The 23,076-nt window shown below is 46.7% G+C and carries 24 protein-coding genes; 17 read left to right on the top strand and 7 right to left on the bottom strand.

What is annotated here, in order from left to right:
* Nucleotides 1-171 precede the first annotated feature (171 nt).
* The 9 genes from LTAR_RS08400 (at nucleotide 172) to LTAR_RS08360 (ending at nucleotide 7,084) form a co-directional block, all read left to right on the top strand.
* Nucleotides 172-675 (top strand): DinB family protein, encoded by a 504-nt coding sequence (locus LTAR_RS08400; protein ID WP_062531877.1) that lies wholly within the window; start codon nucleotides 172-174, stop codon nucleotides 673-675.
* Nucleotides 676-913: 238 nt separating this feature from the next.
* Nucleotides 914-1,777, top strand: a complete 864-nt coding sequence (locus LTAR_RS08395) for a DUF4129 domain-containing protein (RefSeq protein ID WP_139044463.1) — start codon at nucleotides 914-916, stop codon at nucleotides 1,775-1,777.
* Between the two features lies 1 nt (nucleotide 1,778).
* Entirely contained in the window at nucleotides 1,779-2,453 is a 675-nt protein-coding gene (locus LTAR_RS08390) for an Asp23/Gls24 family envelope stress response protein (protein ID WP_062421751.1), read from the top strand.
* Nucleotides 2,422-3,411: an AAA family ATPase gene (locus tag LTAR_RS08385; RefSeq protein WP_236686591.1), complete on the top strand. Its 990-nt coding sequence runs from the start codon at nucleotides 2,422-2,424 to the stop codon at nucleotides 3,409-3,411. Before LTAR_RS08390 ends, LTAR_RS08385 begins: the two co-directional genes overlap by 32 nt.
* The gene (locus LTAR_RS08380; RefSeq protein ID WP_081419893.1) at nucleotides 3,398-4,690 is read left to right on the top strand and encodes a DUF58 domain-containing protein; all 1,293 of its coding nucleotides are present in this window, start codon (nucleotides 3,398-3,400) and stop codon (nucleotides 4,688-4,690) included. The genes LTAR_RS08385 and LTAR_RS08380 overlap by 14 nt, the downstream gene beginning before the upstream one ends.
* A gap of 2 nt (nucleotides 4,691-4,692) precedes the next feature.
* A complete protein-coding gene (locus LTAR_RS08375; protein WP_062421749.1) occupies nucleotides 4,693-5,211 on the top strand; it encodes a hypothetical protein in 519 nt (172 codons plus the stop codon).
* A gap of 47 nt (nucleotides 5,212-5,258) precedes the next feature.
* Complete coding sequence (locus LTAR_RS08370) at nucleotides 5,259-5,696, top strand: DUF3788 family protein (RefSeq protein ID WP_158423415.1); 438 nt, start codon at nucleotides 5,259-5,261, stop codon at nucleotides 5,694-5,696.
* A gap of 134 nt (nucleotides 5,697-5,830) precedes the next feature.
* The gene (locus tag LTAR_RS08365) at nucleotides 5,831-6,406 is read left to right on the top strand and encodes an L-2-amino-thiazoline-4-carboxylic acid hydrolase (protein WP_062421747.1); all 576 of its coding nucleotides are present in this window, start codon (nucleotides 5,831-5,833) and stop codon (nucleotides 6,404-6,406) included.
* 78 nt (nucleotides 6,407-6,484) lie between these two features.
* Nucleotides 6,485-7,084 carry a histidine phosphatase family protein gene (locus LTAR_RS08360; protein ID WP_062421746.1) on the top strand — a complete coding sequence of 200 codons (600 nt, stop codon included), beginning with the start codon at nucleotides 6,485-6,487 and terminating at the stop codon, nucleotides 7,082-7,084.
* Nucleotides 7,085-7,381: 297 nt separating this feature from the next.
* On the opposite strand, the gene LTAR_RS08355 is transcribed toward LTAR_RS08360, so the two are convergent.
* The 7 genes from LTAR_RS08355 to LTAR_RS08325 all read right to left on the bottom strand — a co-directional run bounded on the left by LTAR_RS08355 (nucleotide 7,382) and on the right by LTAR_RS08325 (nucleotide 15,025).
* A complete protein-coding gene (locus LTAR_RS08355; protein WP_158423414.1) occupies nucleotides 7,382-8,236 on the bottom strand; it encodes a UbiA family prenyltransferase in 855 nt (284 codons plus the stop codon).
* A 169-nt stretch (nucleotides 8,237-8,405) separates the two neighbouring features.
* A complete protein-coding gene (locus tag LTAR_RS08350) occupies nucleotides 8,406-10,130 on the bottom strand; it encodes an NADH-dependent [FeFe] hydrogenase, group A6 (protein ID WP_062421744.1) in 1,725 nt (574 codons plus the stop codon).
* A gap of 18 nt (nucleotides 10,131-10,148) precedes the next feature.
* Complete coding sequence (locus tag LTAR_RS08345) at nucleotides 10,149-12,026, bottom strand: NADH-quinone oxidoreductase subunit NuoF (RefSeq protein WP_062421743.1); 1,878 nt, start codon at nucleotides 12,024-12,026, stop codon at nucleotides 10,149-10,151.
* A complete protein-coding gene (locus LTAR_RS08340) occupies nucleotides 12,019-12,573 on the bottom strand; it encodes an NADH-quinone oxidoreductase subunit NuoE family protein (protein WP_062421742.1) in 555 nt (184 codons plus the stop codon). Before LTAR_RS08340 ends, LTAR_RS08345 begins: the two co-directional genes overlap by 8 nt.
* A 42-nt stretch (nucleotides 12,574-12,615) precedes the next feature.
* The gene (locus LTAR_RS08335) at nucleotides 12,616-13,335 is read right to left on the bottom strand and encodes an ATP-binding cassette domain-containing protein (RefSeq protein ID WP_062421741.1); all 720 of its coding nucleotides are present in this window, start codon (nucleotides 13,333-13,335) and stop codon (nucleotides 12,616-12,618) included.
* A 3-nt stretch (nucleotides 13,336-13,338) separates the two neighbouring features.
* Entirely contained in the window at nucleotides 13,339-14,100 is a 762-nt protein-coding gene (locus LTAR_RS08330) for an ABC transporter permease (RefSeq protein WP_062421740.1), read from the bottom strand.
* A complete protein-coding gene (locus LTAR_RS08325) occupies nucleotides 14,060-15,025 on the bottom strand; it encodes an ABC transporter substrate-binding protein (protein ID WP_158423413.1) in 966 nt (321 codons plus the stop codon). The genes LTAR_RS08330 and LTAR_RS08325 overlap by 41 nt, the downstream gene beginning before the upstream one ends.
* 605 nt (nucleotides 15,026-15,630) lie before the next feature.
* Here LTAR_RS08325 and LTAR_RS08320 point away from each other — a divergent pair.
* The 8 genes from LTAR_RS08320 to LTAR_RS08285 all read left to right on the top strand — a co-directional run bounded on the left by LTAR_RS08320 (nucleotide 15,631) and on the right by LTAR_RS08285 (nucleotide 23,070).
* A complete protein-coding gene (locus LTAR_RS08320) occupies nucleotides 15,631-16,074 on the top strand; it encodes a MarR family winged helix-turn-helix transcriptional regulator (protein WP_062421738.1) in 444 nt (147 codons plus the stop codon).
* Between the two features lie 113 nt (nucleotides 16,075-16,187).
* A complete protein-coding gene (locus LTAR_RS08315; protein ID WP_062421737.1) occupies nucleotides 16,188-17,057 on the top strand; it encodes an SDR family oxidoreductase in 870 nt (289 codons plus the stop codon).
* 30 nt (nucleotides 17,058-17,087) lie between these two features.
* The gene (locus tag LTAR_RS08310; RefSeq protein WP_062421736.1) at nucleotides 17,088-17,891 is read left to right on the top strand and encodes a DUF1295 domain-containing protein; all 804 of its coding nucleotides are present in this window, start codon (nucleotides 17,088-17,090) and stop codon (nucleotides 17,889-17,891) included.
* Nucleotides 17,892-17,922: 31 nt separating this feature from the next.
* Nucleotides 17,923-18,459: a hypothetical protein gene (locus tag LTAR_RS08305; protein ID WP_062421735.1), complete on the top strand. Its 537-nt coding sequence runs from the start codon at nucleotides 17,923-17,925 to the stop codon at nucleotides 18,457-18,459.
* 164 nt (nucleotides 18,460-18,623) lie between these two features.
* The gene (locus LTAR_RS08300) at nucleotides 18,624-19,658 is read left to right on the top strand and encodes a glycoside hydrolase family 5 protein (protein ID WP_062421734.1); all 1,035 of its coding nucleotides are present in this window, start codon (nucleotides 18,624-18,626) and stop codon (nucleotides 19,656-19,658) included.
* 120 nt (nucleotides 19,659-19,778) lie between these two features.
* Nucleotides 19,779-20,795, top strand: coding sequence for an SDR family oxidoreductase (locus LTAR_RS08295; protein WP_062421733.1), 1,017 nt, complete (start codon nucleotides 19,779-19,781; stop codon nucleotides 20,793-20,795).
* Between the two features lie 216 nt (nucleotides 20,796-21,011).
* The gene (locus LTAR_RS08290; RefSeq protein ID WP_139044462.1) at nucleotides 21,012-21,905 is read left to right on the top strand and encodes a hypothetical protein; all 894 of its coding nucleotides are present in this window, start codon (nucleotides 21,012-21,014) and stop codon (nucleotides 21,903-21,905) included.
* A gap of 199 nt (nucleotides 21,906-22,104) precedes the next feature.
* A complete protein-coding gene (locus LTAR_RS08285) occupies nucleotides 22,105-23,070 on the top strand; it encodes a Gfo/Idh/MocA family protein (protein ID WP_062421731.1) in 966 nt (321 codons plus the stop codon).
* The last annotated feature ends 6 nt before the right edge of the window (nucleotides 23,071-23,076 follow it).

Here is a 23,076-nt window from a genome sequence, read left to right as displayed (position 1 = left end):
AATATTGGATTTTTAATAGATTAAGAAAGTTAAAAGCTGGAATGTTCAAAAACAAATAAAGAAAGACCTGTCACTGGTGTAAATTTTACCCGTTTATGAGTATCATTTGGAGATGATTATCCTTGCTTGATTTGTCATCATCTATTAAGGGGAATAGAAAGGCAGGCTCTCTTGAACGTTGATTTCATACGCACGTTCTATCGTTTCAACCGGTGGGCGAATTTGCGGATTCTCGACAAAGCTGCCCTGTTGACCGAAAATGAATACCGCGCAGAGACCAATCCGTCATTCGGTTCGGTGCATGACACCCTTGTCCATATCATGAGTGTGCAATGGGTCTGGCTAAACCGTTGGCGCGGCATTTCTCTGACCGGATTTGATGACCCGGCTTCTTATCCTACCATCAGCAGCCTGCGTCTCCGCTGGGATGAAATTAACCACGAAACACAAGAATTCGTCTTAAGACAGACAGAAGAAAGCCTGGCGGAGAAACTGACCTACACCAATTTCAGGCGTGAAAAACATGGCTATCCACTGTGGCAGATGATGGTGCATCAGGTCAACCATGCCACCCAGCACCGCAGTGAGATCGCGCTCACGTTAACCCAGTGTCATCAGTCTCCCGGCGGGATGGATTTTCTAGTTTTTGTGGATTCGGAAGGTAAAACAATCTAGCAAAAGATTCAAAAACTGGCGCTAGTGGGTATAATTCCAATTGTGCGGGGTTGGAGAAACCTGATCGGCCTTTCTGCACCTGAATACCAGCTTGACTTTTTCCCCGGGCTGTTATGTCTTAAAGACAGTCTCTTTTTCCCAACCGGTTTATCAGAAACATCATAAGCATCTTTTTCTCAAACAGAAAAATTTCTTTGATTCTGTTGTTATTTTGGCCTTTAGAAAATTTTTCAAAAAAATGACCGGCACAGTCAAACGCAAAGCCTTAATTATTTTCGGGATAGTAATTCTCATAACTATCCTGCTGGCTATCAGTCTGCCTGGATTGGAATTTGAGCCAGGCATGCCGCTCCCGGCCGTTGAAAACAAGAACGTTGTGGTGGCAGCACCTCAACAGGACCATTTTGAAGTCATTTCCATTAATCGGTTTCTGGCCATTTTCTTTGGCATTCTATTAACGATTACGATTGTTTTTATCATCTACAAAGTGATTAAAAGATCAAGCTGGAAAGATATTTTTAATGTCATCCGAATATTGATAGGTCTTGGTCTTCTCATGGTTTTCATTATCTGGGTGATTCTGATGATGCCCCGGTCAGAAGGTTCACCACCGGTTTCCGTTCCCCTGCCCACCCCGGAACCACCGGTAACAGCTCCGCTGGGTCCAGTACCGTCTTATGTTCTCTGGCTTGTCGGACTCAGTCTGCTGGTTGTTGGTATCCTGATCTTCATCTGGATTTATCGTTCCTCTCAAAAGCAAACAACAGCCATTGATTTACTCGGGTTGGAAGCAGAAAAAGCCCGGGAGGAAATTCGCATCGGAATTGGATTAAAGGATGTGATTCTTAAATGTTACAAACAGATGAGCCGGGTGATGGAAGAGGATCGTGAAATTGAACGCCGGTTCTTTATGACTACCGGTGAATTTGAGAAACTGCTTTCAGAGGCCGGCGTACCAGGTGAACCCGTTCACGAATTGACCCGGCTGTTTGATGCCGCCCGGTACGGAAACTGGCAGCCAACAACCGAAGATGAACAGAAAGCCATCGATTGTCTGGAGGCCATAATTTCCTTCTGCCAGGCATCAAGGGAGATGTCTTGAAATGAACATCTCAAAACGGCTGGTGGTATCCCTGTTTATTATTTTGGCCTGCGTTTTCGTTGGACTAATTTTCTGGCCGTTTATCATGGATGAGATTCTTAAACCGCTATCACTGGTTGCCTGGTTGTTGCTGCGCATTTTTGTATTAAGCATCGGTCAGGTGTTTTACTGGGGTGCGTTGGTCTTGATTTTTATACTATTCATTTTTCGGTTAATTCCAAACGGCCAGGTGGAATCTGAACCAGTAGATAACAATACACAGAATGAAATGCTAAAGAATATCGAACGCTGGCGTTACCTGTATATTCCCAATGAAAGCAGCACACATACTGACCGATTCCGGGAACGCGAATACATTCGGATGCTCAGCCAGATGGTTTCAACAAAATTGCACGTTCCAGTAGATTACCACCTGTACGAATCGCTTCGAAAAGGTACCATTCCTGTTCCGGAAGATATTCGGGCGTATCTTTTTGATGAAGAAATAGAAGACAAACCTTCTATATTGAAAAGATTCTTTCGTGCGATCAGAGAATTCCCTGACCGGTTGACCGGACGCCGGGCGGATCGGATCAGGATTGACCATAATCGTATGTCTAATGATGTCCTTTGTTTTTTCGAAACCTCTCTGGAGATGAATCAAGATGATGAAAACGATCAGTCAAATGACGATTGAACAGGTGGCAGGGTATTCCACCCAAATCATTGCAGAAGTGGAAAAAGCTGTTATTGGCAAGCGGGATGTTCTTGAACAAATGATGGCCGCCTTCCTTTCCTCTGGCGGACATATCCTTCTGGAAGATTATCCCGGTCTGGCAAAGACATTGATCGCCAATTCTTTTTCCATTGCACTGGGCATGCAATTTAAGCGCATCCAATTTACACCCGACCTGCTTCCCGGCGATATTACCGGCGGATATGTGTTTGAAAGTGACAAAAACCGCTTTATGCTGCGCAAAGGTCCCATCTTTACCAATATTTTGCTGGCCGATGAAATCAACCGGGCTTCGCCAAAAACCCAATCGGCGCTGCTGGAAGCCATGCAGGAATACCAGGTGACCCTTGAAGGAGAAACTCAGACCCTTCCTGATCCCTTCATCGTGATCGCCACTCAGAATCCGATCGAATATGAAGGCACCTTCCCATTACCTGAAGCTCAGTTGGACCGCTTCATGGTCAAGATATCCATCGGGTATCCCACACCGGAAGAAGAAGATGAGATATTAAAACGCCGGGCAGAACGCAAATCTGACCTTGTGCCTTTGCAGGCGATCATCACCCCGGAAACCTTTTTGCAGATGCGCGCAACGGCAGAAGAGGTCTATGTTGATCCTGATGTACGCCGGTATATGGTTGAACTGGTTTCCAAATCACGTTCTCATCGCCAGGTTGCTGTAGGGGTGAGCCCGCGTGGATCGCTGGCATTACTCAAGCTGGCGCGTGCCTGGGCGGCCATTCATAACCGGAATTATGTCGTTCCGGATGACATCAAGAAATTTATCCAACCGGCTCTTGCCCACCGCATCATCCTTGACCCCAGCCTGTGGGATGTGAAGAAATCGGAAAACAAAATCATCGAAGAGATTGCGCAGTCGGTTTCTGTTCCGGTTTTCAAGATGGATGATGAACACTAAAACCCGGATTGTCATTCTGATCCTGGTTGGGCTGCTGATCACCGCATTGATCTCTCGGAACGGTGACGCCGCCTGGATGATGCTGCCTTTCCTTGCCTATTTCGGAACAGGCATCCTGCTGACTCCGGCCAGAGATAAAACAAAGCTGCAAGTAACCCGGGGGCTTGAACAAAACCGTGTGGATGGATCACCATCGGTGGAAACCACCATCACCATCAAGAACCTGTCAAAAGATACCGTGCATTTGAAAATGAGGGATGAACAACCCGGCGATATGATCGTACTTGATGGCGAAACCACCCGCCATGCCACCCTTCGGCCGTCTGAATCGACATTCCTGCACTATACCTTTACAGCTCCCCGAGGTGATTTCGCCTGGGAATCTGTTCACGTTGAGGTGGGCGATCCCCTGGGGTTGATCACCACAGAAATGACTATCCCGGCTACTGGCAGTATACAGATTCGGCCGCACTACAGAAAATTTAAAGCTATCCCGCTGCGGCCTCGCAGCACCCTGCATGCCCCGGGTTCCATCCCGGCCCGGCTGGGCGGTAGTGGTACAGATTTCTATGGTATTCGAGAATATCATCCTGGTGATCCATTGCATTCATTAGACTGGCGTATGACCGCCCGTCACCCTCGAAAATTTTTCACCAAGGAATTTGAGCGGGAAGAAATTGCCGAGATTGGCATGATTCTGGATGCCCGCCCCAATACCGAACTGCGTATTGGTGATGACAGTCTGTTTGAACACAGCGTCGGTGCGGCGGCCTCTCTGGCCGAAATGTTCCTGCACCAGGGGCACCGGGTCAGTCTGCTTGTTTTCGGTAAACGCATGTCTATTGCCTTTCCGGGATATGGCAAAACTCAGTTGAATCGAATCATGAATTGTCTGGCAAAGGCCAGAGTGGAAGGAGAAGAACGATCATCCGCGCATATTGATTTTCTTCCCATACGCATGTTTCCAAGCAAATCAATGATCATCGTTTTTAGCCCGCTGGCATCTACTGATCGCTCTCTGTACCAACGGTTAAAAGCATCTGGTTATCAGGCACTGCTGGTCAGCCCGAATCCGATTGACTTTGCCCGTCCCATTCTGGGTAAAGATGAATACACCCGCATGGCGGTGAGAACTGCCCTGGTGGAACGCCGGCTTCAACTGGATAGTATCGCCCAGTTGCAAGTACCCGTCATCGATTGGAAAGTCAACCAGTCCCTTTATCCCCTTCTGCGAAATGCAATGACCCATTCCCGACTGGAACGAGTACAGGGTGATTGATCATGGATCGAATGAATCTGCCACTACGTCAAACCATGTATTTCATCTGCTTTGGGGTCTCGGCTGTCTGCCTTATCATGCTCTTTATTCTTACCAGCCAATGGGTTCTGGCAGTCATGGCTGCCTTTGTTTCAGCTGTCTGGTTCTGGGCAAAAAGACATCCTGAAACCTGGCTGCCGCACCTCTGCCTGCTGGCCAGTATCAGTCTGGCTGTGACCGGTCTGCTGCTTGGTTCAGCTTCGTTCCTGGCTGTCATTAGCGCTGCCGCATCGCTGGCTGCCTGGGATCTATTGCTTTTTAATTCCGCCCTGGGAGAAAACACATCTGGTGAACATACTCGCCGGTTTATCAAACATCATCTGCAGGCCCTGGGATTGTCTATCGGGTTTGGTACAGCCGCCGCACTGCTGGGACATTTTTTACAGGTCAAAATACCCTTTATTGGGCTGGTAATCTTGATCATTCTTCTGTATCTGGGATTGGACCGAATATGGATTTTTATTAAAGATCGCAGAGGATGACGTCAGATAATAACTTTCCATCCATGTTGTTCCTGGGAGTATTTTCCATGAGTATCGGATATTTTACTGATAAAAAGACAGAGCCTGCAGACACCGATGTACGAAGGGTGATCGGCAGCCGGCTTTCGCTCTGGGAAAAAGTAATAAACGGAATTCAGAGTACCTATTCTCCCATGGAAGATTTCAAATTTCTGTATGGAAGTAATTACGGTTGGGGCAGGCGGTTTCGCTTAAAAGGTCAGTTGTTGACCTCACTTTATCCAACAGAAGGTGGTTTTACTGTTCAGATCATCCTTGATCCGGAATCCATTGAAGCCGCCCTGAATATGAATACTGGCAAAAACACACGGCAGGCAATTGAAAAAGCCACGCCTTACCCGGAAGGACGCTGGCTGTTCATTCCGGTCGAAAACCAGGATGACGTCAAAGATATATTTGATCTACTCATATTGCGGGTGAAATCGAAAAAATTGGTCAAATCCTGATATCGGCATTCAAATTAGAAAAAGAGTTCGACAATCATTCATATCTTGCGTATAATTTCTGCTCATTAACGCGTGGCTGATGCATTTGCTTCTTATACTTTTTTCCAGATATCGTTCAGAAAGGAAGCCGAATCATGCACAATGACCCTATTGAGGAAAATTTGCCCTGGATTACACCCTGGTTCACGAAGGCTGATCCTGTGGGGCTGAAATTGAATGAGTATGAGAAAGCCATTCTGGCAAAGATGGCTGCCGGGTGGCACTCCACGAATAAAATCGCCCTGTTCGATTCACTGGGCGAGAGTTTTGGCCGGAAACTTGTAGGGAATGTGATGGATAAGATTGTGGCCGCCAATATCCGGCCGGAATGGGAAGCTGTGGGAAAAGCCCAACCCGCCAATACCATAGATGACCTGATCCGCCTGCTCTGGGAACCCCTCCCGTCACAGGGATTTGAGCTGAGCGTGGAAAAAACATCTTCCGGTGTGCAAATCCATTGTACCCACTGCCCTCATGCCGACCTGGGTAAAAGCATCAACGGTTCTGAATGGCTGTATCATCTGGTATGCAGCGGTGATCCGCATGCAGCCGCCGGTTTCAATCCGGCTATTGGATTCAAACGCACCCAGACACTGATGGAAGGATATCCCTGTTGTAACCATTTTTATTACCTGAAAGAAAACAGCAATGACCAGGGCAAATCTCATTGATTTTTGCATTATCTTCTAAAATTAATTCAAAATCCTGTCATTTCGTCTCCATTCTTTTCTAAAAGAGGACATCCAGATATGAAATGGTACATCGTCAGGCATGCAGAAAAGGAAAAGGGGGACTATTTCAATCCTATCCTCCGGCATCAGGATGAACCAATCAGCCGCCGGGGTCAATTGCAGGCGGAACACCTCTGGGATTTCTTCTCCACCCGGCCGGTTGATGCCATCTACATCAGCCGGTATGTGCGGACCGGTCAGACCGTTCGATACATGTCAGAAAAACTTGGATTGGAACCTGTTCTGGATGACCGTTTGAATGAAATCGACAACGGTCAAATGGAAGGATTGGGAGCCGAAGAAATTGAGGCACGGTTCCCTGAGGTTTGGAGAGGTTTCATGGAGCGAGATCATGACTTCTATTTCCCCGGTGGGGAATGCGGCGAAGATGCCCGTCAACGTATCGAAACCTTTATGTTGGAAAAGCAAAAAGATAATAAAGATATTGTGGTCGTCTGCCATGAAGGATTAATCCGTCTGTGGTTATGTCATATCCTGCATATCCCTGTCTTTCGTCGGTGGGATTTCAGGGTCGATTTTTGCGGCATCATGGAATTGGAATTTGAACCGGCTTTTCAAAATTGGAATTTAATTCGGTTTAATCACACGTGTATGTAAATGAAACTGGCAGATACGAACAATATGAACGAAACATTGCAGACCATTCATTCCCTGTGAACCATTCACGGGGGGGCCGTGAAAGAAATCAGTGATGCCGATCTCGAACAAATTCTGGAAGCTACCGTGCAGACAGCAAATGCCTCTGCCAGATAGAGTTATTCCATTATTATGATAGCTGATCGTGCAAAGAGGGGGACCCCCTCAACAGAAAAAGTGGCTGTGTGAAAAGTGCGGGAGTTTCAGGAATGGCTGATGAAAATCAGATGTAGAAAAGTACAAGATCATTAGTTCATATTAGCGGGCAATCTGCCCGATCAAGAATGCCAGTACAATCAGCGTCATACCCATGTAGACACCCTTCATACACCATCGCTGTGTACTTACATCATCTGTACGCATAAGCCGAATAGAAAAATAGAGTATTAATGCATCTACAGCCAGCATGGTGATCTGATATCCGATCCCCATCAAGCCTGTCAATACCGGAATCCACCCCAGCAGAATAACCAATCCCCAAAATGCTACGGCCAGCCGGAGCGCAAATTGTTTTCCTTTTGCTCTGGCCACCGACCTTGCATCTCGTTTGAGATCACCATCCATATCCAGGGCATCACCGGTGATCTCTTCACCTAAATCTATAAAGAAAGCCATCATCGCGAAAACCCAGACCAGCACGTTCCACGGCTGACCGACTGACATACCGCCAAGAACAAAGGTGAAAGCCACCGATGAACTGACCATCAAATTTCCCGGCAGTCCAGATTCTTTGAACCGCCAGTTATACAGAAAACCGATGATCCAGAAAATCGCTCCAAAGAAAAAACAAAGCGGACCGAGTAAGGCTGCCGAAGCCAATCCAATCACAGATAAAAGAACAGCCAGTACCCATGCTTCTTTCCGGGTGACGGCACCCGACGGCAGAGGCCGGTCGGGTGCATTGATACAATCTACGTCATAATCGAAGTAATCATTCACCACCAGAGCGGAACCGGAACAACCAAAAGCGCACAAAAAACCAAGAAGAGTAACAGGCAAAGGTGCCAGCCGCCCGGCAGCAATGATCTGTCCACCCACGGTGCACAGGCCAGCTGCCAGCGAGAGATCCGGTCTAAACAAACGGATCAGGCCGTTCAGTTTCTTTTTTTCCATGCATTTATTGTACCGAATCTTTACTGACGGCCCGTCTCTCCTGCCGAAATCTTTTTCAGTCATCCGGAAAATCCTGATCCGCCGAAACTGATCAAATGAAATTCAGGCAGAAGGGCAAAAAAAGCAGCCTGCAGAAAGTTCTGCAGGCTGCTTCAGATCAAAATGAAGATTAATTGTGGCTTTCCACGTGGAGCAGTTCATGCGCCAGATGGCTGCCGGCCTCACCCAGGTATTCCTGGTAGAGCTTCTGAATGGATGGATTTTCGTGTGACTTGCGGATCGCCTGGTTACGGTCAATGTGATACAGGCCTCGGATGCGCTGTTCAATCACCTCATCACGATCATGGCAGTACGGTTGACCGCCGCCATTGACACAGCCGCTCGGGCAGGCCATGATTTCGATGATGTCATAGTGGGCTTCGCCCTTGACGATCTTTTCCAGTACTTTGCGGGCATTCCCCAGACCAGACAGCGCCGCCACATTGACAGTGCGTCCATTGATCTGGATGGAAGCTTCGCGGATACCCTGGGTTCCGCGAACAGCCATGAAGTTCACATCTTCCAGAGTCTTTCCAGTGTATTTTTCATACACAGTACGCAGGGCAGCTTCCAGCACACCGCCAGTTGCGCCAAATATCACGCCAGCCCCGGTGGATTCACCCAGCGGATCATCGAAGGTTTCTTCCGGCATATTCTTCAGGTCTACCGAACCCTCTTTGAGCATTTTAGCCAATTCACGTGTTGTGATGGAATAATCCACATCGGGAATACCGTGGGTGCTCTCGTAAGGCAGGGCAGCTTCGTATTTCTTGGCAATGCAGGGCATCACAGAAACCACGACCATATCTTTCGGGTCAATACCCATCTTTTTGGCATAGTAATTTTTGGCAATGGCACCGGTCATCTGCTGCGGAGACTTGCAAGTTGACGGCATATATTTCAAAGTGGGGAAATGATAGTTGATGAAATTAATCCACCCCGGGCAGCAAGATGTCAGGATCGGCAGATTCTTGCCCGATTTCAGCCGGTCCATAATCTCACGGCCTTCTTCAATAACCGTCAGATCAGCACCAAAAGTGGTATCAAAAACACCATCAAAACCGATACGACGCAGGGCGGCTGCCAGTTTACCCGTCACAATTTGACCGGGCTGCATTCCGAATTCTTCACCAATGGCCACACGTACGGCCGGAGCAACCTGAACGACAACCTTTTTCTTCGGATTGAACAGAGCATCCCACACTTCTGAAATATACCCGACACCGGTCAGGGCGGCAGTAGGACAAACGCTGACGCACTGCCCGCAGTATACGCAGGGAGATTCAATCAGGGGTTTCTTTTCTGCCGGGGCTACAACCGTATTGAAACCGCGTCCGAAAGCCGTGAGGGCGCCTACAGTCTGCACTTCATTGCACATCACTTCGCAGCGGCGGCACATAATACATTTTTCCGGATCGCGTTTCAAAGCGCCGCTCGACTTGTCGATTTCATGGGTAGCACGTTCACCACGGTACCGCTGCGTGTTAATGCCAAATTCCCAGGCCAGTGTCTGCAACTCACAATCCGTAGATTTGGCGCAGATCAGGCAGTTGAACGGATGGTTTGACAGGATCAGTTCAAGATTCTTGCGGCGAGAAGAAAGCACACGCTTGGAATTAGTGGTGATTTTCATTCCTTCGGTAACTGGTGTGGCGCAGGCAGGCGGCAGATTGCGGCGGCCTTCTACCTCAACCACACAGATTCGACAGGAAGCGACATTATTCAGGAAGTTGGATTTTTCAAGGTGCAGGTAGCAAAGAGTGGGGATTTTGATATTCGCCTGCTTCGCTGCATCAAGAACAGTGGTTCCTTCCGGAACACTGACCTGTTGATTATCAATCGTTATATTTACCATTGCTCTTCACTCCTTACCTTAATTCCGTGAGATGGCGCCGAAGCGGCATTTCGTCATACAGGCTCCGCATTTGATACAGCGGGTCTGGTCAATAACATGCGGTTGTTTGGCACTGCCGGAAATGCAACTCACCGGGCAGCCGCGGGCGCAGGCTGTGCAGCCAATACATTTGGCCGGATCAATTTCGTACTTCAAGAGTTTCTGGCACACTCCCGCCGGGCAGCGTTTTTCTTTGACATGGGCTTCATATTCATCCCAGAAATATTTCATAGTGCTGATCACCGGATTCGGGGCTGTCTGTCCTAAACCGCAAAGTGATGTATCGGTGATGGTTTGAGACAGTTCTTTCAATTCCCGCAGGTCGGCTTCAGTACCGCGTCCTTCGGTGATATCTGTCAAAATCTCAAGCATGCGTTTGTTACCAATACGACAGGGAGCGCAGCGTCCGCAGGATTCTTCCACGGTGAATTCAAGGTAAAAGCGGGCAATGTTGACCATGCAGTCATGGTCATTGAGCACGATCATACCGCCGGAGCCCATCATGGATCCAATGGACATCAGCGATTCATAGTCAATGGGTGTATCCAGGAACTGGGCAGGGATGCAGCCACCGGAAGGGCCGCCCGTCTGGGCAGCTTTGAAATTGGCTCCGCCGCGGATGCCGCCGCCGATATCGTAAATAATCTTGCGGAGCGGTGTTCCCATGGGAACTTCCACCAGACCGACGTTGTTGACTTTGCCAGCCAGGGCGAAAACTTTGGTGCCTTTGGATGTCTGAGAGCCCAATTCTGCAAATTTGGCTGCACCTTCCTGAAAAAGGATGGGAATATTTGCCAGGGTTTCCACATTATTAACGATGGTCGGTTTTTCCCAGAGGCCGCTCTGAGCCGGGAACGGTGGTTTATTGCGAGGTTCACCACGGCCGCCTTCCACAGAATGGATGAGGGCAGTTTCTTCACCGCAGACGAAAGCACCGGCACCGAGACGGATATCAATATCAAAATTGAAATTGGTACCCAGAATGTGTTCACCGAGCAAACCGTGTTCACGGGCCTGTATCAGGGCAATTTTCAACCGGTTAACAGCCAGTGGATATTCGGCACGAATATAAACATACCCCTGGTGCGCCCCGATGGCATACCCTGCCAGAGCCATCCCTTCGATTACACTGTGGGCATCGCCTTCCATAATCGAGCGGTCCATGAAGGCACCGGGATCGCCTTCATCTGCATTGCAGATGACGAATTTTTCTTCCGATTCGTACATGCTGGCGAATTCCCACTTCTTGCCAGTGGAGAACCCGGCACCACCGCGGCCGCGCAGGCCAGAGCGCTTGACTTCGTCAATCACCTGGGCAGGTGTCATCTGGGTGAGAGCTCGGCCAAGAGCCTGATAACCGGCATTGGCAATGTACTCTTCAATCTTTTCCGGATTGATAAAACCGCAGTTGCGCAGTGCAACGCGCTTCTGTAATTTATAGAAGGGAATATCTTCTGAGGCGGCAACTTTCTCTTTTTTATTGGGTTCTTCATAGAGCAGCCGGGTAACCCGCTGACCTTTGATAAGGTCCTGTTCCACAATCTCAAGGACGTCTGCCGGGGTCACCTGCACATAGAAGGTATTATCAGGAAAAACTTTAACGATGGGACCTTTTTCGCAGAAACCGAAACAACCGGTAATGGAGGCTTCCACTTTCCCTTCAAGGTGTTTTTCAGCAATCAGGCGGTTAAACTCTGCCAGAATATGAAGACTGTCTGAAGACTGGCAGCCGGTTCCACCGCAGATAAGTACGGTTTTAGTATCTACATGCGCTGCCCCGTCTTTACGGGTATGCAGTAGGGGCTGGTATTCCTTGTAACATTCCAGCAGTTTTTCGTAAGAAGTGATCTTAGGCATTGACGGCCTCCTCTTTCTCGCTGTGTTCTACCAGGAAGTCTTCAAGGATCTCGCGAACCTTGCCGGGTTTCATCTTTCCATATACCTTTTGATTGATTGTCACTACTGGAGCCAAACCGCAGGCACCCACACAGCGAAGGCTTTCAATGGAAAATTTGCCGTCTTCACTGACCTGACCGGATTTAATACCCAGAACCTGTTCAAATTCCTGCAAAACCTTATCAGCACCGTTTACATAGCAGGCAGTTCCAAGGCATACACTGATCTGAATTTTTCCTTTTGGAGTGGTGGTGAAATAGTTATAGAAACTGACAACACCGGAAACATCTGCGTGTGGAATTCCATACCGTTTGGCAATATGCATCTGAACAACATCGGGCAGATAACCGAACAGATTTTGTGCATAATGCAGCGTTTGTATCAATGTGTCTTTTCGACGCGGACTCTCTTTATCGATTTTCAGTGCATCGATATAAGAATCCAACTGTTGAAAGGACGGATGCCCTGTCAGATCGCAACAGGGAGAGTTTTTTACAGAGTCACTCATAGATTCTCCTCCAGACAGTAATTTTCCGTTCCAAAGGTTCGTTCAGGCATGGATGGAGGCTGCCGTTTCCGGTTCGCTCTGCAGCAAACCCATCCCTGACTGGTGGAACGATTGGAATGAATGGTCATTTGTTTTCATAAGGGCGAAATGCCCTAAAACCGACGTAGGAAAATACAACATATAATGAGCCAGCAAATTGACTTCTTCAGGATCATGGGTTACCAGCAGTAAAGTCTGATCTGGATTGGTCTGAAGAATATGCCGGATAATCTGCTGTTTTGACTGCCTTCCGATGGATTGAAACGGTTCATCCATCATCACAAGAGCAGGTTTCTGAAGAAACCCGCGGATTATGGATACTTTTTGCTTCATGCCGCCCGAAAGCTGATATGGAAAGTGCCGGCAGCAACTTTCAAGTTCGCAAACGGACAACCAGTTTCTGTAATCCTCCAGCACATCTCCGTCAACCGGTCTATCCTGTACTTTAAACGGCAGAAAGATATTTTCTTCTACGGTCATATAAGGGAACAGGCGCGGTTCCTGAAAGAGAATCACAGGGCGTTCAGACCTTACCAAAAATGAGCCGCTGTCCGGTTTTTGCAGACCGGCTAAAATTTGAATAAGGGTTGTCTTGCCGGCACCTGAAGGGGCAAAGATGGCGGCACGGTCTTTTTCCGAAATGGAAAACGAAAGGTCATCAATCACCAATTGTGATTCGAAACTCTTCATCAAATGAGAGACCGTAACCAAGTCTGAATTCATATTTCAGCCTGCATAAAAGTATTTTCGCAATACGGTGTTCGCCAGCAGCGTCAGAATACCCTGATAAATCAGAGTGAATACCAGAAGAAGAATGAGATAGAAGAAAACCTCTTTCATATTGAAATAAATTCGGGCTGCATTCAATAAATAACCGATGCCGTCTTGCGAACCAATGAATTCACCCATCAACACTACTTTTATAGCCAATCCCATCCCGATGCTCAGATTACTCAATAGAGTTGGAACCAGAGCCGGAAGATACAGATAACGCAGTATGTGCTTCTGTTTAGCCCCAAGGGAGACAAGATACTGCTCGAGAGTCACATCACGTTTGGATAGATTGTTAATGGTATTGATGGTCAGGGTGGGAAGTGTGAGGAAAAGAACCAGCGCAATGGGAGTCAGATGGCCAATACCAAAAATCAGCAGGAAGATTACCCCCAGGATCATTCCCGGCAAAATATTCAAGGCCGCCATTAAAGCATTGACGGGCGCTTCCCATTTGCGGGCGAAGGCCAGAATTCCGATGAAACTGCCTACAAAAAACGAGACTCCAAATCCTACCCCGATGCGACAGGCTGTAACTGTCAGATGATGAAGAAATTCATCGGGCAGGAAACCAGGGAACGCCGAAATTACTGCCAGCGGCGAGGGGATCACATATACCGGATAGAAGATCGAGATGATGCTCCACACGCCGAGAAACAGCAGAAAGGCGAAACCCTCATTTCTCAGGGAGGTAATAAAAATCTTTGTACCCGTCATCCAGCGGCTTTCCAATTAACCTGTAATAATCGGTGACACTGTTCTTCATTTCATCGCCGGTCGCTACTGAAAAATGTGTCCGGCTGATGGATTTCAAAAGTACTTTTTCCGGCAGTTTGAAATGGTCTTTCACCTGGCTGACAGCCTGTTCGGGATTCTCCTGAATAAACTTGACGGCATCTTCCAGGGCTGAATTGAAGGCTGCCAATTCTGCCGGGTGTTTCTGCGCCCAATCGCGGGTGACAAATGCCGCCACCTGCGGATACCCTGCAGTGGAACCAGTCGCCTTATTCCAACGGTCAAAATAATCAATGGAGATATTCAGGTTTTTCTGACCTTCAATTACCGAGACAAATGGTTCAGGTAAGACGACTGCCTTTGCTTTTCCCTGCTTGAGCAATGCCACAGAGGCATCAAACGGAGAATAGATGGGTTTAAGGTCCTTGCCCCAGCTCAATCCTTCCTGTTTGGCCAGATAGGATGTGGCTTCTTCAATGGGAGATCCTTCAAAAGGAATATAAATTTCTTGCCCTTTTAACTCAGAAAAGTTTTCCACCTTTTCACCGTATGTCACCAGAGAGGACATACCGGTTACATAGGAATTAACAATCTGAACCGGAGCCTGATTGCGATACAGGTCAACACCAACTGAAAGACCGGAAACCAGAATGGAAATATCACCTCTCAGGAATGCCGTGTTTGCCTGCGAGTTATTTTCAATGATCTGAACATCGGCATTTCCCATTTTTTCCGCGGCAATGATCAATGGAATGGATGATGGGGTAGCTGGGCCAGCAATAACCAGAGCGGCCTTTTCTGATGCGGAAGATTTGGTTTCCGATGCAGTTGTCTGGGTTTCGGCAGTCTTCGCTGATTCAACTGTCTGCTCCGCCTGACTAGAGCAGCCAACGAGAGTAACCAACATTATTAAAAGGGAGATTATCAGGAATTTTTTATATAGGGATTGATAGCGAATCATGATCTACTTTCAGAATTCTCCAACCATTGGTTGGCTGGTGGTTAACAATTCGATTCTTGTGAATTTCATCACGATCGGGATTATAGTGCGAATGTAGACAATTTCTCTCCATGATAGGAAAAATCAACAAAAGGGATGATCGTGTATGGTCACAATTGTCTATGATAGATAAGTGATATGGTTGTCGACTTTTAATCCAGATTGACCTCCAAAAATGGGGATCCATCAGCCGGTAAATTGCATTATTCGCATCGGAATGTGAATGTATTGAACTGACATTAAAGCAAAGCAATACACACCCGGCGTGCGCTGTTGTCGATAGTGAAGATAGTTGTTTAGTTTTGGCAGGAATTCGGGATGAAAACCTGGAATGAGTGATGGATTGTTAAGCAGGAATGATGGCCAAAACTGCCATGATGTACGGTTTTAGTTATAACATATCGCTCTTGACTGTTCAATCGATTTCAACCGCCATGTATTAAAGTAAATCCATTGACATATAGTTTATATATATGTACAATTCATACCAATTAACTAAATAGGGTTGGCGGATGCTTGATGAAATTTCAAACGAATTGAAGACACTTTTTTCTGTGACCTTGAAGCAGGCTATGGACAGCTTTCAGGATTATTTACAGGATAACAACATCACTCCCACTCAGATGAATATGATGACACATCTGTATTACCTGGGATCCTGTGAAATCACCCGCATGTCCGGCTTGATGGAAACAAACAAGAGCGCTGTCAGCCAACTTGTTGACCGAATGGTTAATCAAAATTTACTGGAACGCAATGAAGTTCCGGGTGACAGGCGTTCCCGCGAACTACATCTCACTGATCGCGGGAGATCTCTTGTAGAAGGCGGCCTAAAAGCACGGCAGGAATGGTTTGAATCTGTCTGTGCCAGGCAGCCGGAAGAAACCCAGAAAGAGGTTTATCAGGCATTATGCCTGTTCAATCGGATTTTTTCCTCCGATTCATCCAGTAAATAACAGGAGAAATTCAGGCATATTTGTACATCCCAGGATTTTTGGGGATGTAATTTAACGCGAAAATTTCAGGAAAGGAAAAATGTTTTCCATTAAGAAAACACCGGAGAGGAAAAATGAGAATTGTCGTAGCCGGCGCAGCCGGAAATCTCGGATATGAAGTGACTACTGTATTGATGCAACAGGGTCATGATGTTGTGGCCATGGATATGAACACCCAACGTCTTGAACCGCTGCGGCCAAAATTGGCCGGTTTGCATTCAATTGACCTCCGTCTACCGGATGGACTGGAAAACATCCTTAAATCAGCCGATCTGGTAGTGACTACAGTGGGTATCGGCCGTCCAAAGAAATTGACAGATTTCAGGGATGTTGATTATGGCAGCAACTTGAACCTGTTGAATGCCGCAAAGGAAATGGGCATTCAAAAATTTATCTATATTTCTGTTGCCGGTGTGGATACTGATCTTTCCGTTCCGCTTTTACGAGCCAAGTATGATTTTGAGGCAGAGCTTACCAGAAGCGGGCTTCACTACCTGATTATCCGTCCGTCCAGTTATTTTACGGACGTTTGGCGAACATTCATGACCTCGGCTCAAAAAGGTGCAATTACACTGATCAAAACTGACGAAGAATTTCGGTTCAGTCCGGTTCACCCGCGCGATGTGGCAGAATTCATTGCTGCGAATCTCTCTCCCGATGATCGGATCGCCAATGTGGGCGGGCCTGAGCAATTTACCTATACCGAAATTGCCAACCTGTGTTTTGACTTACTAAAAAAGCCGCCAAAACTGACAATGTTATCTATACCGGCTTTTAAGGTGCTTTTATCGGTTATGAAACCATTCAATCCAGCTCTGTGGAGTGTTTTCCGGTTCCTCCTCTGGGCAAGCACAACAGACTTGACCTGCCCAACCATAGGATCCCGCACCGTGCGCGATTACTTACGCGAACAGTTGGCTAATCAAAACACAATACATTCGTAATTCACCCTGTCTGAATTATTCGGAGAACACATGTCAAACTCATTACTCACAATACTTCCCATCCTGGCGATTATCACCCTGGCTGTCACCGCAGTCGGCTTTCGCCGGATGGTGTATTTCCTTAATATAGGGTATGCATTTTCGATTGTGGCGGTGATCATATTATCCGTCATACTCATGTGGAAAAATGCCACAGTCTTGATCCTGCTCCAATCGGCCGCCATCATCTTCTGGGGCTTGCGCCTTGGTATCTTTGTGACCAGACGGGAAATGAGCAAAGGGTATCAAAAAGAACGAGATCGTATTGATAAAGAATATACCGGCATCACTCTTCCCATTAAATTCGCCATCTGGATATCTGTGAGTGTGCTGTACTTAATGATGGTATCTCCCCTTCTTTTCAGCCTCGAAACAGAATACCAACCAGCACCTGCCGGACGGATATTCCAATTCCTGGGATTGGTTCTGATGATTGGCGGACTGATCCTCGAAGGGATTGCAGACAGGCAAAAATCAGCTTTCAAACTAAAAAATCCGAATACTTTCTGTCATACCGGATTGTACAGTGTGGTTCGCAGCCCGAATTATCTGGGGGAGATTATCTTTTGGGTTGGTACCTGGGTGATGGGGATCGGATTTTATAAGACTGTATGGGAATGGATCATCAGCATTATTGGAATGGCGTGTATTGTCTACATCATGTTCGGTTCGACAAAACGATTGGAAAAAACACAAATTTCCCGCTATGGAAACCTGCCGGAATTCCAGCAATACTCCAAATCTGTTCCGGTTCTCATCCCCTGGCTTCCTTTGTATACCCTGCAAAAGAAATAACCTTCATCATTTTCTCTGAAAGATTTAAAAAATGTCACCTGCCGTGCTTCACATCATCATCAAAATTGTGATTTTCTGGGTGTTATTCCTTATCCTGCATTTTTCATATGACTGGGTAAAAAGGCCTATTGTTGCCGTTTTCAGCGGCACCAATGAATCATTTATGCAGCATGCCAAGATCGGCTTTCTGGCATATTCGCTGGCATCTGTTGCCGAATACTTCCTGTGGAGCACCCAGATTTCCAATCCGGTGTCATTCCTTTATTCCCGTGTGATCACGTCCATGGTTTTACCCTGGGTCATGTTCATAGTTTATTACATCGCCCCCGCGTTCTATGGAAAACCCATGCCCACCATCCCGCTGGAGATTATTTATGCCAATATCATATTACTGATCATTGGTGTCATCCTGTCCTCATTCGAGCCGGGTCTTGAAATGATCAACTACTCAACTCGCGGAGAAATCACCCTATGGGTTTTGTGGATTATTGGGTTTACGGAAATGGTTATATTTACATTTCGACCACCCTGGGCGGATTTCTTCCGGTCTGATTTTCCGGAAAAATGACGAGAGTCAAATCAAATATCAGGTGGATTCGACATTGAATCCACCTGTTCGTTTTTAATAAACCTTGTAATAATGTAGTGATCTGCCGGAAAAGGTTGTCTGTTCCGAATAATGGATAAAGGCAATTTGGGGAATATATCATTTTTCAATATAAGGATTGGCAAATGAAAAAAACTTCATTAAAGACTGGAATTAACCTGGGCGGTTGGATTTCACAATATCCGTCTTTTGACCACCAACATTTCAAAACATTTATCTCCGAACCGGATATCCGTCGGATTGCCGACTGGGGGTTTGACCATGTTCGTCTGCCGGTGGATTACCCGGTGATCGAAGATGACAACCATCCGGGCAAATTAATACCAAGCGGCCTGGATTATATTCATTCTGCCCTGGAATGGTGCCAGAAAAATAACCTGCGTGTCATTCTCGACCTGCATAAAGCGCCAGGATTTGCCTTTGACATTAAGGTAGAAACAAGCCTGTTTGACACCCCGGCCCTGCAAGAACGGTTGATCAACCTCTGGCGGTTGATCAACCAACATTTCGCCGGTCAAATGGAAGACACTCTGGCGTTTGAATTGCTGAATGAGATCACCCTGCCAGACAGCTCACCCTGGATTTCCCTGTATAAGAAAATTGTCGAAGAAATCCGGCAAATTGACCCTGCCCGTCTGATCGTGATAGGCGGCAATTATTTCAATTCAGCCGATGAACTGCAGAATCTTGAAGTATTGAAAGATCAGGAGATTCTTTACACCTTCCATTATTATCTGCCTCTGACCATTACCCACCAGAAAGCTCCCTGGCTGCCTGTTCTGGCGGAGTACAACCATACAATCGAATATCCCGGCCAGAAGGCGGACGGATTGGAAAAAATCATTCGTAATTATTCCGGTTTCAATCTTCAAGACGAGGTTGACACAGTATTCAACCGGAATTATTTGAAGAAAAAATTACTTCCAGCAGTGGAGTTTGCCAGAAAGATCAACCAGCCGGTGTTTTGTGGTGAATTTGGTGTATATGAAGTCGCCCCCATGTCCACCCGCCTGAATTGGACGAGCGATATAGTAGACTTACTGAATGAATTTCAAATTGGTCATGCCATCTGGACATACAAAGCCCTTGATTTTGGACTTGTGGATAAGGATGGTAAAGTAGTCAACGAGAATCTGGTCAAAATCGCTACCCGGCGGTAAAAAAACCTTTGCCAAATTGAACAAAAAAGCCAGTCCATGCCAAACTGGCTTTTTTGTTATTATTAAATCAATTATTCCTGGTCAATTGACAATGTCCATCCTCTTTCAGGAGTCGCCACTATGAAAATCCTTTTTATCGGCGGAACCGGACTGATCAGCACAGCCTGCTCTGACCTCACTATCAAACGCGGACATGACCTGACTATCCTAAACCGTGCTCAGACGAAGAAAATCCCCATTCCAGATGGCGCTCAGCTCCTGACGGCTGACGTGCATGGTGATTTCGACCAACTCGCCGCTACTCTGGCACCGCATTCGTTTGATGTTGTGGTCGACTGGATTGCCTTCACCCCGGAGGATGTTGAGCGTGATATCCGTCTCTTCCAGGGAAAGGTTAAGCAGTTTATCTTCATCAGTTCGGCCAGTGCCTATCAGAAACCGGTCAAGAACTACCGAATTACTGAAGAGACACCATTGGAGAATCCTTACTGGCAGTATTCGCGCGACAAAATTGCCTGCGAAACTCGTCTGTTGGATGAATATCACCGTAACGGATTCCCTGTCACCATCATTCGCCCATCGCTTACCTATGGGCTTACACAGGTTCCCCTGTGCACAGGCAGCTGGCAGCATCCCTATACCATGCTGGATCGCATCAAACATGGAAAGAAAGTCATCATCCCCGGTGACGGCACATCGCTCTGGGTGTGCACCTGGAATGCTGATTTTGCTATCGGACTGGTGGGATTATTCGGCCTGCCGGCCGCCATTGGGGAAGCCTTCCATATCACGTCTGATGAAGTGTTGACCTGGAATCAACTCTATGAGCAGACAGCAGAGGCTTATGGTGTAAAACTGAACCCGGTTTATATTCCCTCCAACTGGCTGGCCGCCTGGGATGGTGAGTACACCGGTTCGCTGATCGGCGATAAATCGAACAGTGTGGTTTTTGATAACAGCAAAATCAAGCGATTTGTGCCAGATTTCAAATGCACTGTCTCTTGGGCGGAAGGCGTCAAACGCGCGATTGACTGGTTTGAAGCCGATCCAGGTCGTCAAACAATTGATGAGGCAGCTAACCAGGAATGGGATCAGATCATAACCGCTTTTGAAGAATCGTTCCCGAAAAAGAAATAAAACCCAACCTGACTTTCCAGGTAGGGAAAGGTGCCAGGCAGCAGACTGTATATTAATTCCCTTTAGTATAAGAAGAAAGCATACGAATTCGGTTAATTAATTATTCAGGCCAACAAGGCAGATTTTTATATTTATTTTTTAGCATTTTTCCATAACCGGTATACTTAAATAAAATTACAGGTTTGGAAAATTCATAACCTGATGCGGGGTGAAGAAATGGTTTTTTCTATGATTCTTGTCATTATTGGGGTAGCAGCCTTAATTAAAGGTGAATTTAGAATCTCAAAAAAACAGGGGTTTTCCAATTCGACGGTACGGGTTCTGTCCATTGTTTTAATCACTGGTTCACTGTTGGGCGGATTTGCAACGGCATGGATAACATGGATTACCTTAATTATGGTGATCGCAGCCGGAGTGTTCTTTTTGGAGACCATGCCGGAGGAAAGTCAGTCAGTACAGGATAAAACAACAGTGAAAGTAAACTCCCCATCCAATGGATCCACGTTTTTACCAACAGCCCCTTCATTTCAGAAAAAATCGAACACTTCCTCATCATCTATTCCCCTTTTTACCGGGAATCTGAATTTTGACAACTTCAGGTCTGGCGTAGACAATTCAGATACGCGGTTGTTAGACGACGACAAAACAGTAAACAATCGGGGAGGAAGTATCCGTCCAACCATTCCGGTTTATTCTGAATTTACGGTCTATAACATACGAACCTCCTTTTCCAAGAAACCCGGTCAACCTTCGAGATGTCCAAAATGTGGCGGCAATTTGAAAGTATCTGTACTTCAACCTTCGCAAAGCGTTCGAATGGATTTGCATACCCGAAAGTTGATGGAAAATCATCGGTATTCTTATCTGTTCAATTGTGAGAAATGTCAGTGGTGGTGTTTTCGTGAAAATTGGAAGTCCAGTAAAAGGCATAATTACATTTTCGACTTCCTGGTTGCCGGAGCCATTACTGGAAGTGCCTTATCTACGAATCTTTTTACTACCCCCAGAGAGAATCCCCAGCCGTGGATGGAAGCATTAATGTACCCTGATCTATATAGTCAGGCCGAGAATTTACCTCGAGATTTGGCAAGAATGTTCCCGTTGGGTTGACATGCTCAGAAAATTCAGGGAACCTGTATTCTTTCTTGAAAAAATTTGTCTTTGCGATTATCCTGCTATTAACAGAGTGATATACATTTCCAACCAATAAAACGATTCTTATGTTAACGAATGATTCAACGATGGACATGTGAATTTTTACAGAAAAATCCATACAACGGTTTCCATAGTCAGGTGGAGGTGATTACGAATGAAAATCAGATATGGCATTATCGGACTGGGAGAAATTGCCAATAAATTTGCCGATGCCGTCAACAGGGAGAAAAACATTGAATTGGTCTCTGTTGCCGCCCGGGAGCAGATAAGAGCAGATGCTTTTGCCAGAAAATACGGGGCAAAAAAAGCCTACGGCCATTATGCCGATATTATCGCAGATGCTGATGTTGATATTATTTACATTGCCGTAACCCATAACTTCCATTATGAAATTGTTAAAGAATGCCTCAACAACCACAAGGCAGTGCTTTGCGAAAAACCCCTGGTTCTTACCCGAAAAGAAGCCGAAGAATTAACCGGTCTGGCTCAGAGGAATAACACATTATTAATGGAAGCCATGTGGACGCGTTGTCTGCCGGCTTACCGAAAAGCGCAGGAATGGGTGCGTGAAGGGGAAATTGGCAATGTGACTCTAATATCGGCCAATTTTCATTTTCTGGGTAAATATGATCCCGAGAGCCGATGGTATAACCCCAAATTGGCTGGAGGAAGTCTGTTTGACCTGGGGGTTTATCCCATAGAGTTCTCGACGGGGATTTTCGCCGCTGATCCCATCCAGGTTACCGGAGTTGCCAGCCTTGCCCCCACACATGTAGACGAATCAGCCGCCGCCGCCATGTTATTCCCGGGCGGCAGGCTTGCCAGTTTTTCCTGTGGATTTAATGCCCACGCGTATGATGACGCCATTATTTATGGCACGTCTGGGAAAATCACAGTGGAAAACTGCTGCGGGCCTATGGAAACCAGATTGTTTGATATTAAAGACAAACAGACAGCCCGATTCGAAGAACGTGTTCCCAATGGATTTATCTACGAAGCCCGCCATTGCGCCGAATTATTCGAGAAAGGGAAGATAGAAAGCGATTTGATCCCCTGGAAAGACACGATCACATGTGCCGGGGTGTTTGATACTTTGCGAAAACAATGGGGATTGGTCTGACCTCTT

It is taken from the genome of Leptolinea tardivitalis (genome assembly GCF_001050275.1).
Classification (GTDB): domain Bacteria; phylum Chloroflexota; class Anaerolineae; order Anaerolineales; family Anaerolineaceae; genus Leptolinea; species Leptolinea tardivitalis.
This window is presented reverse-complemented; position numbering and strand designations above follow the sequence as displayed.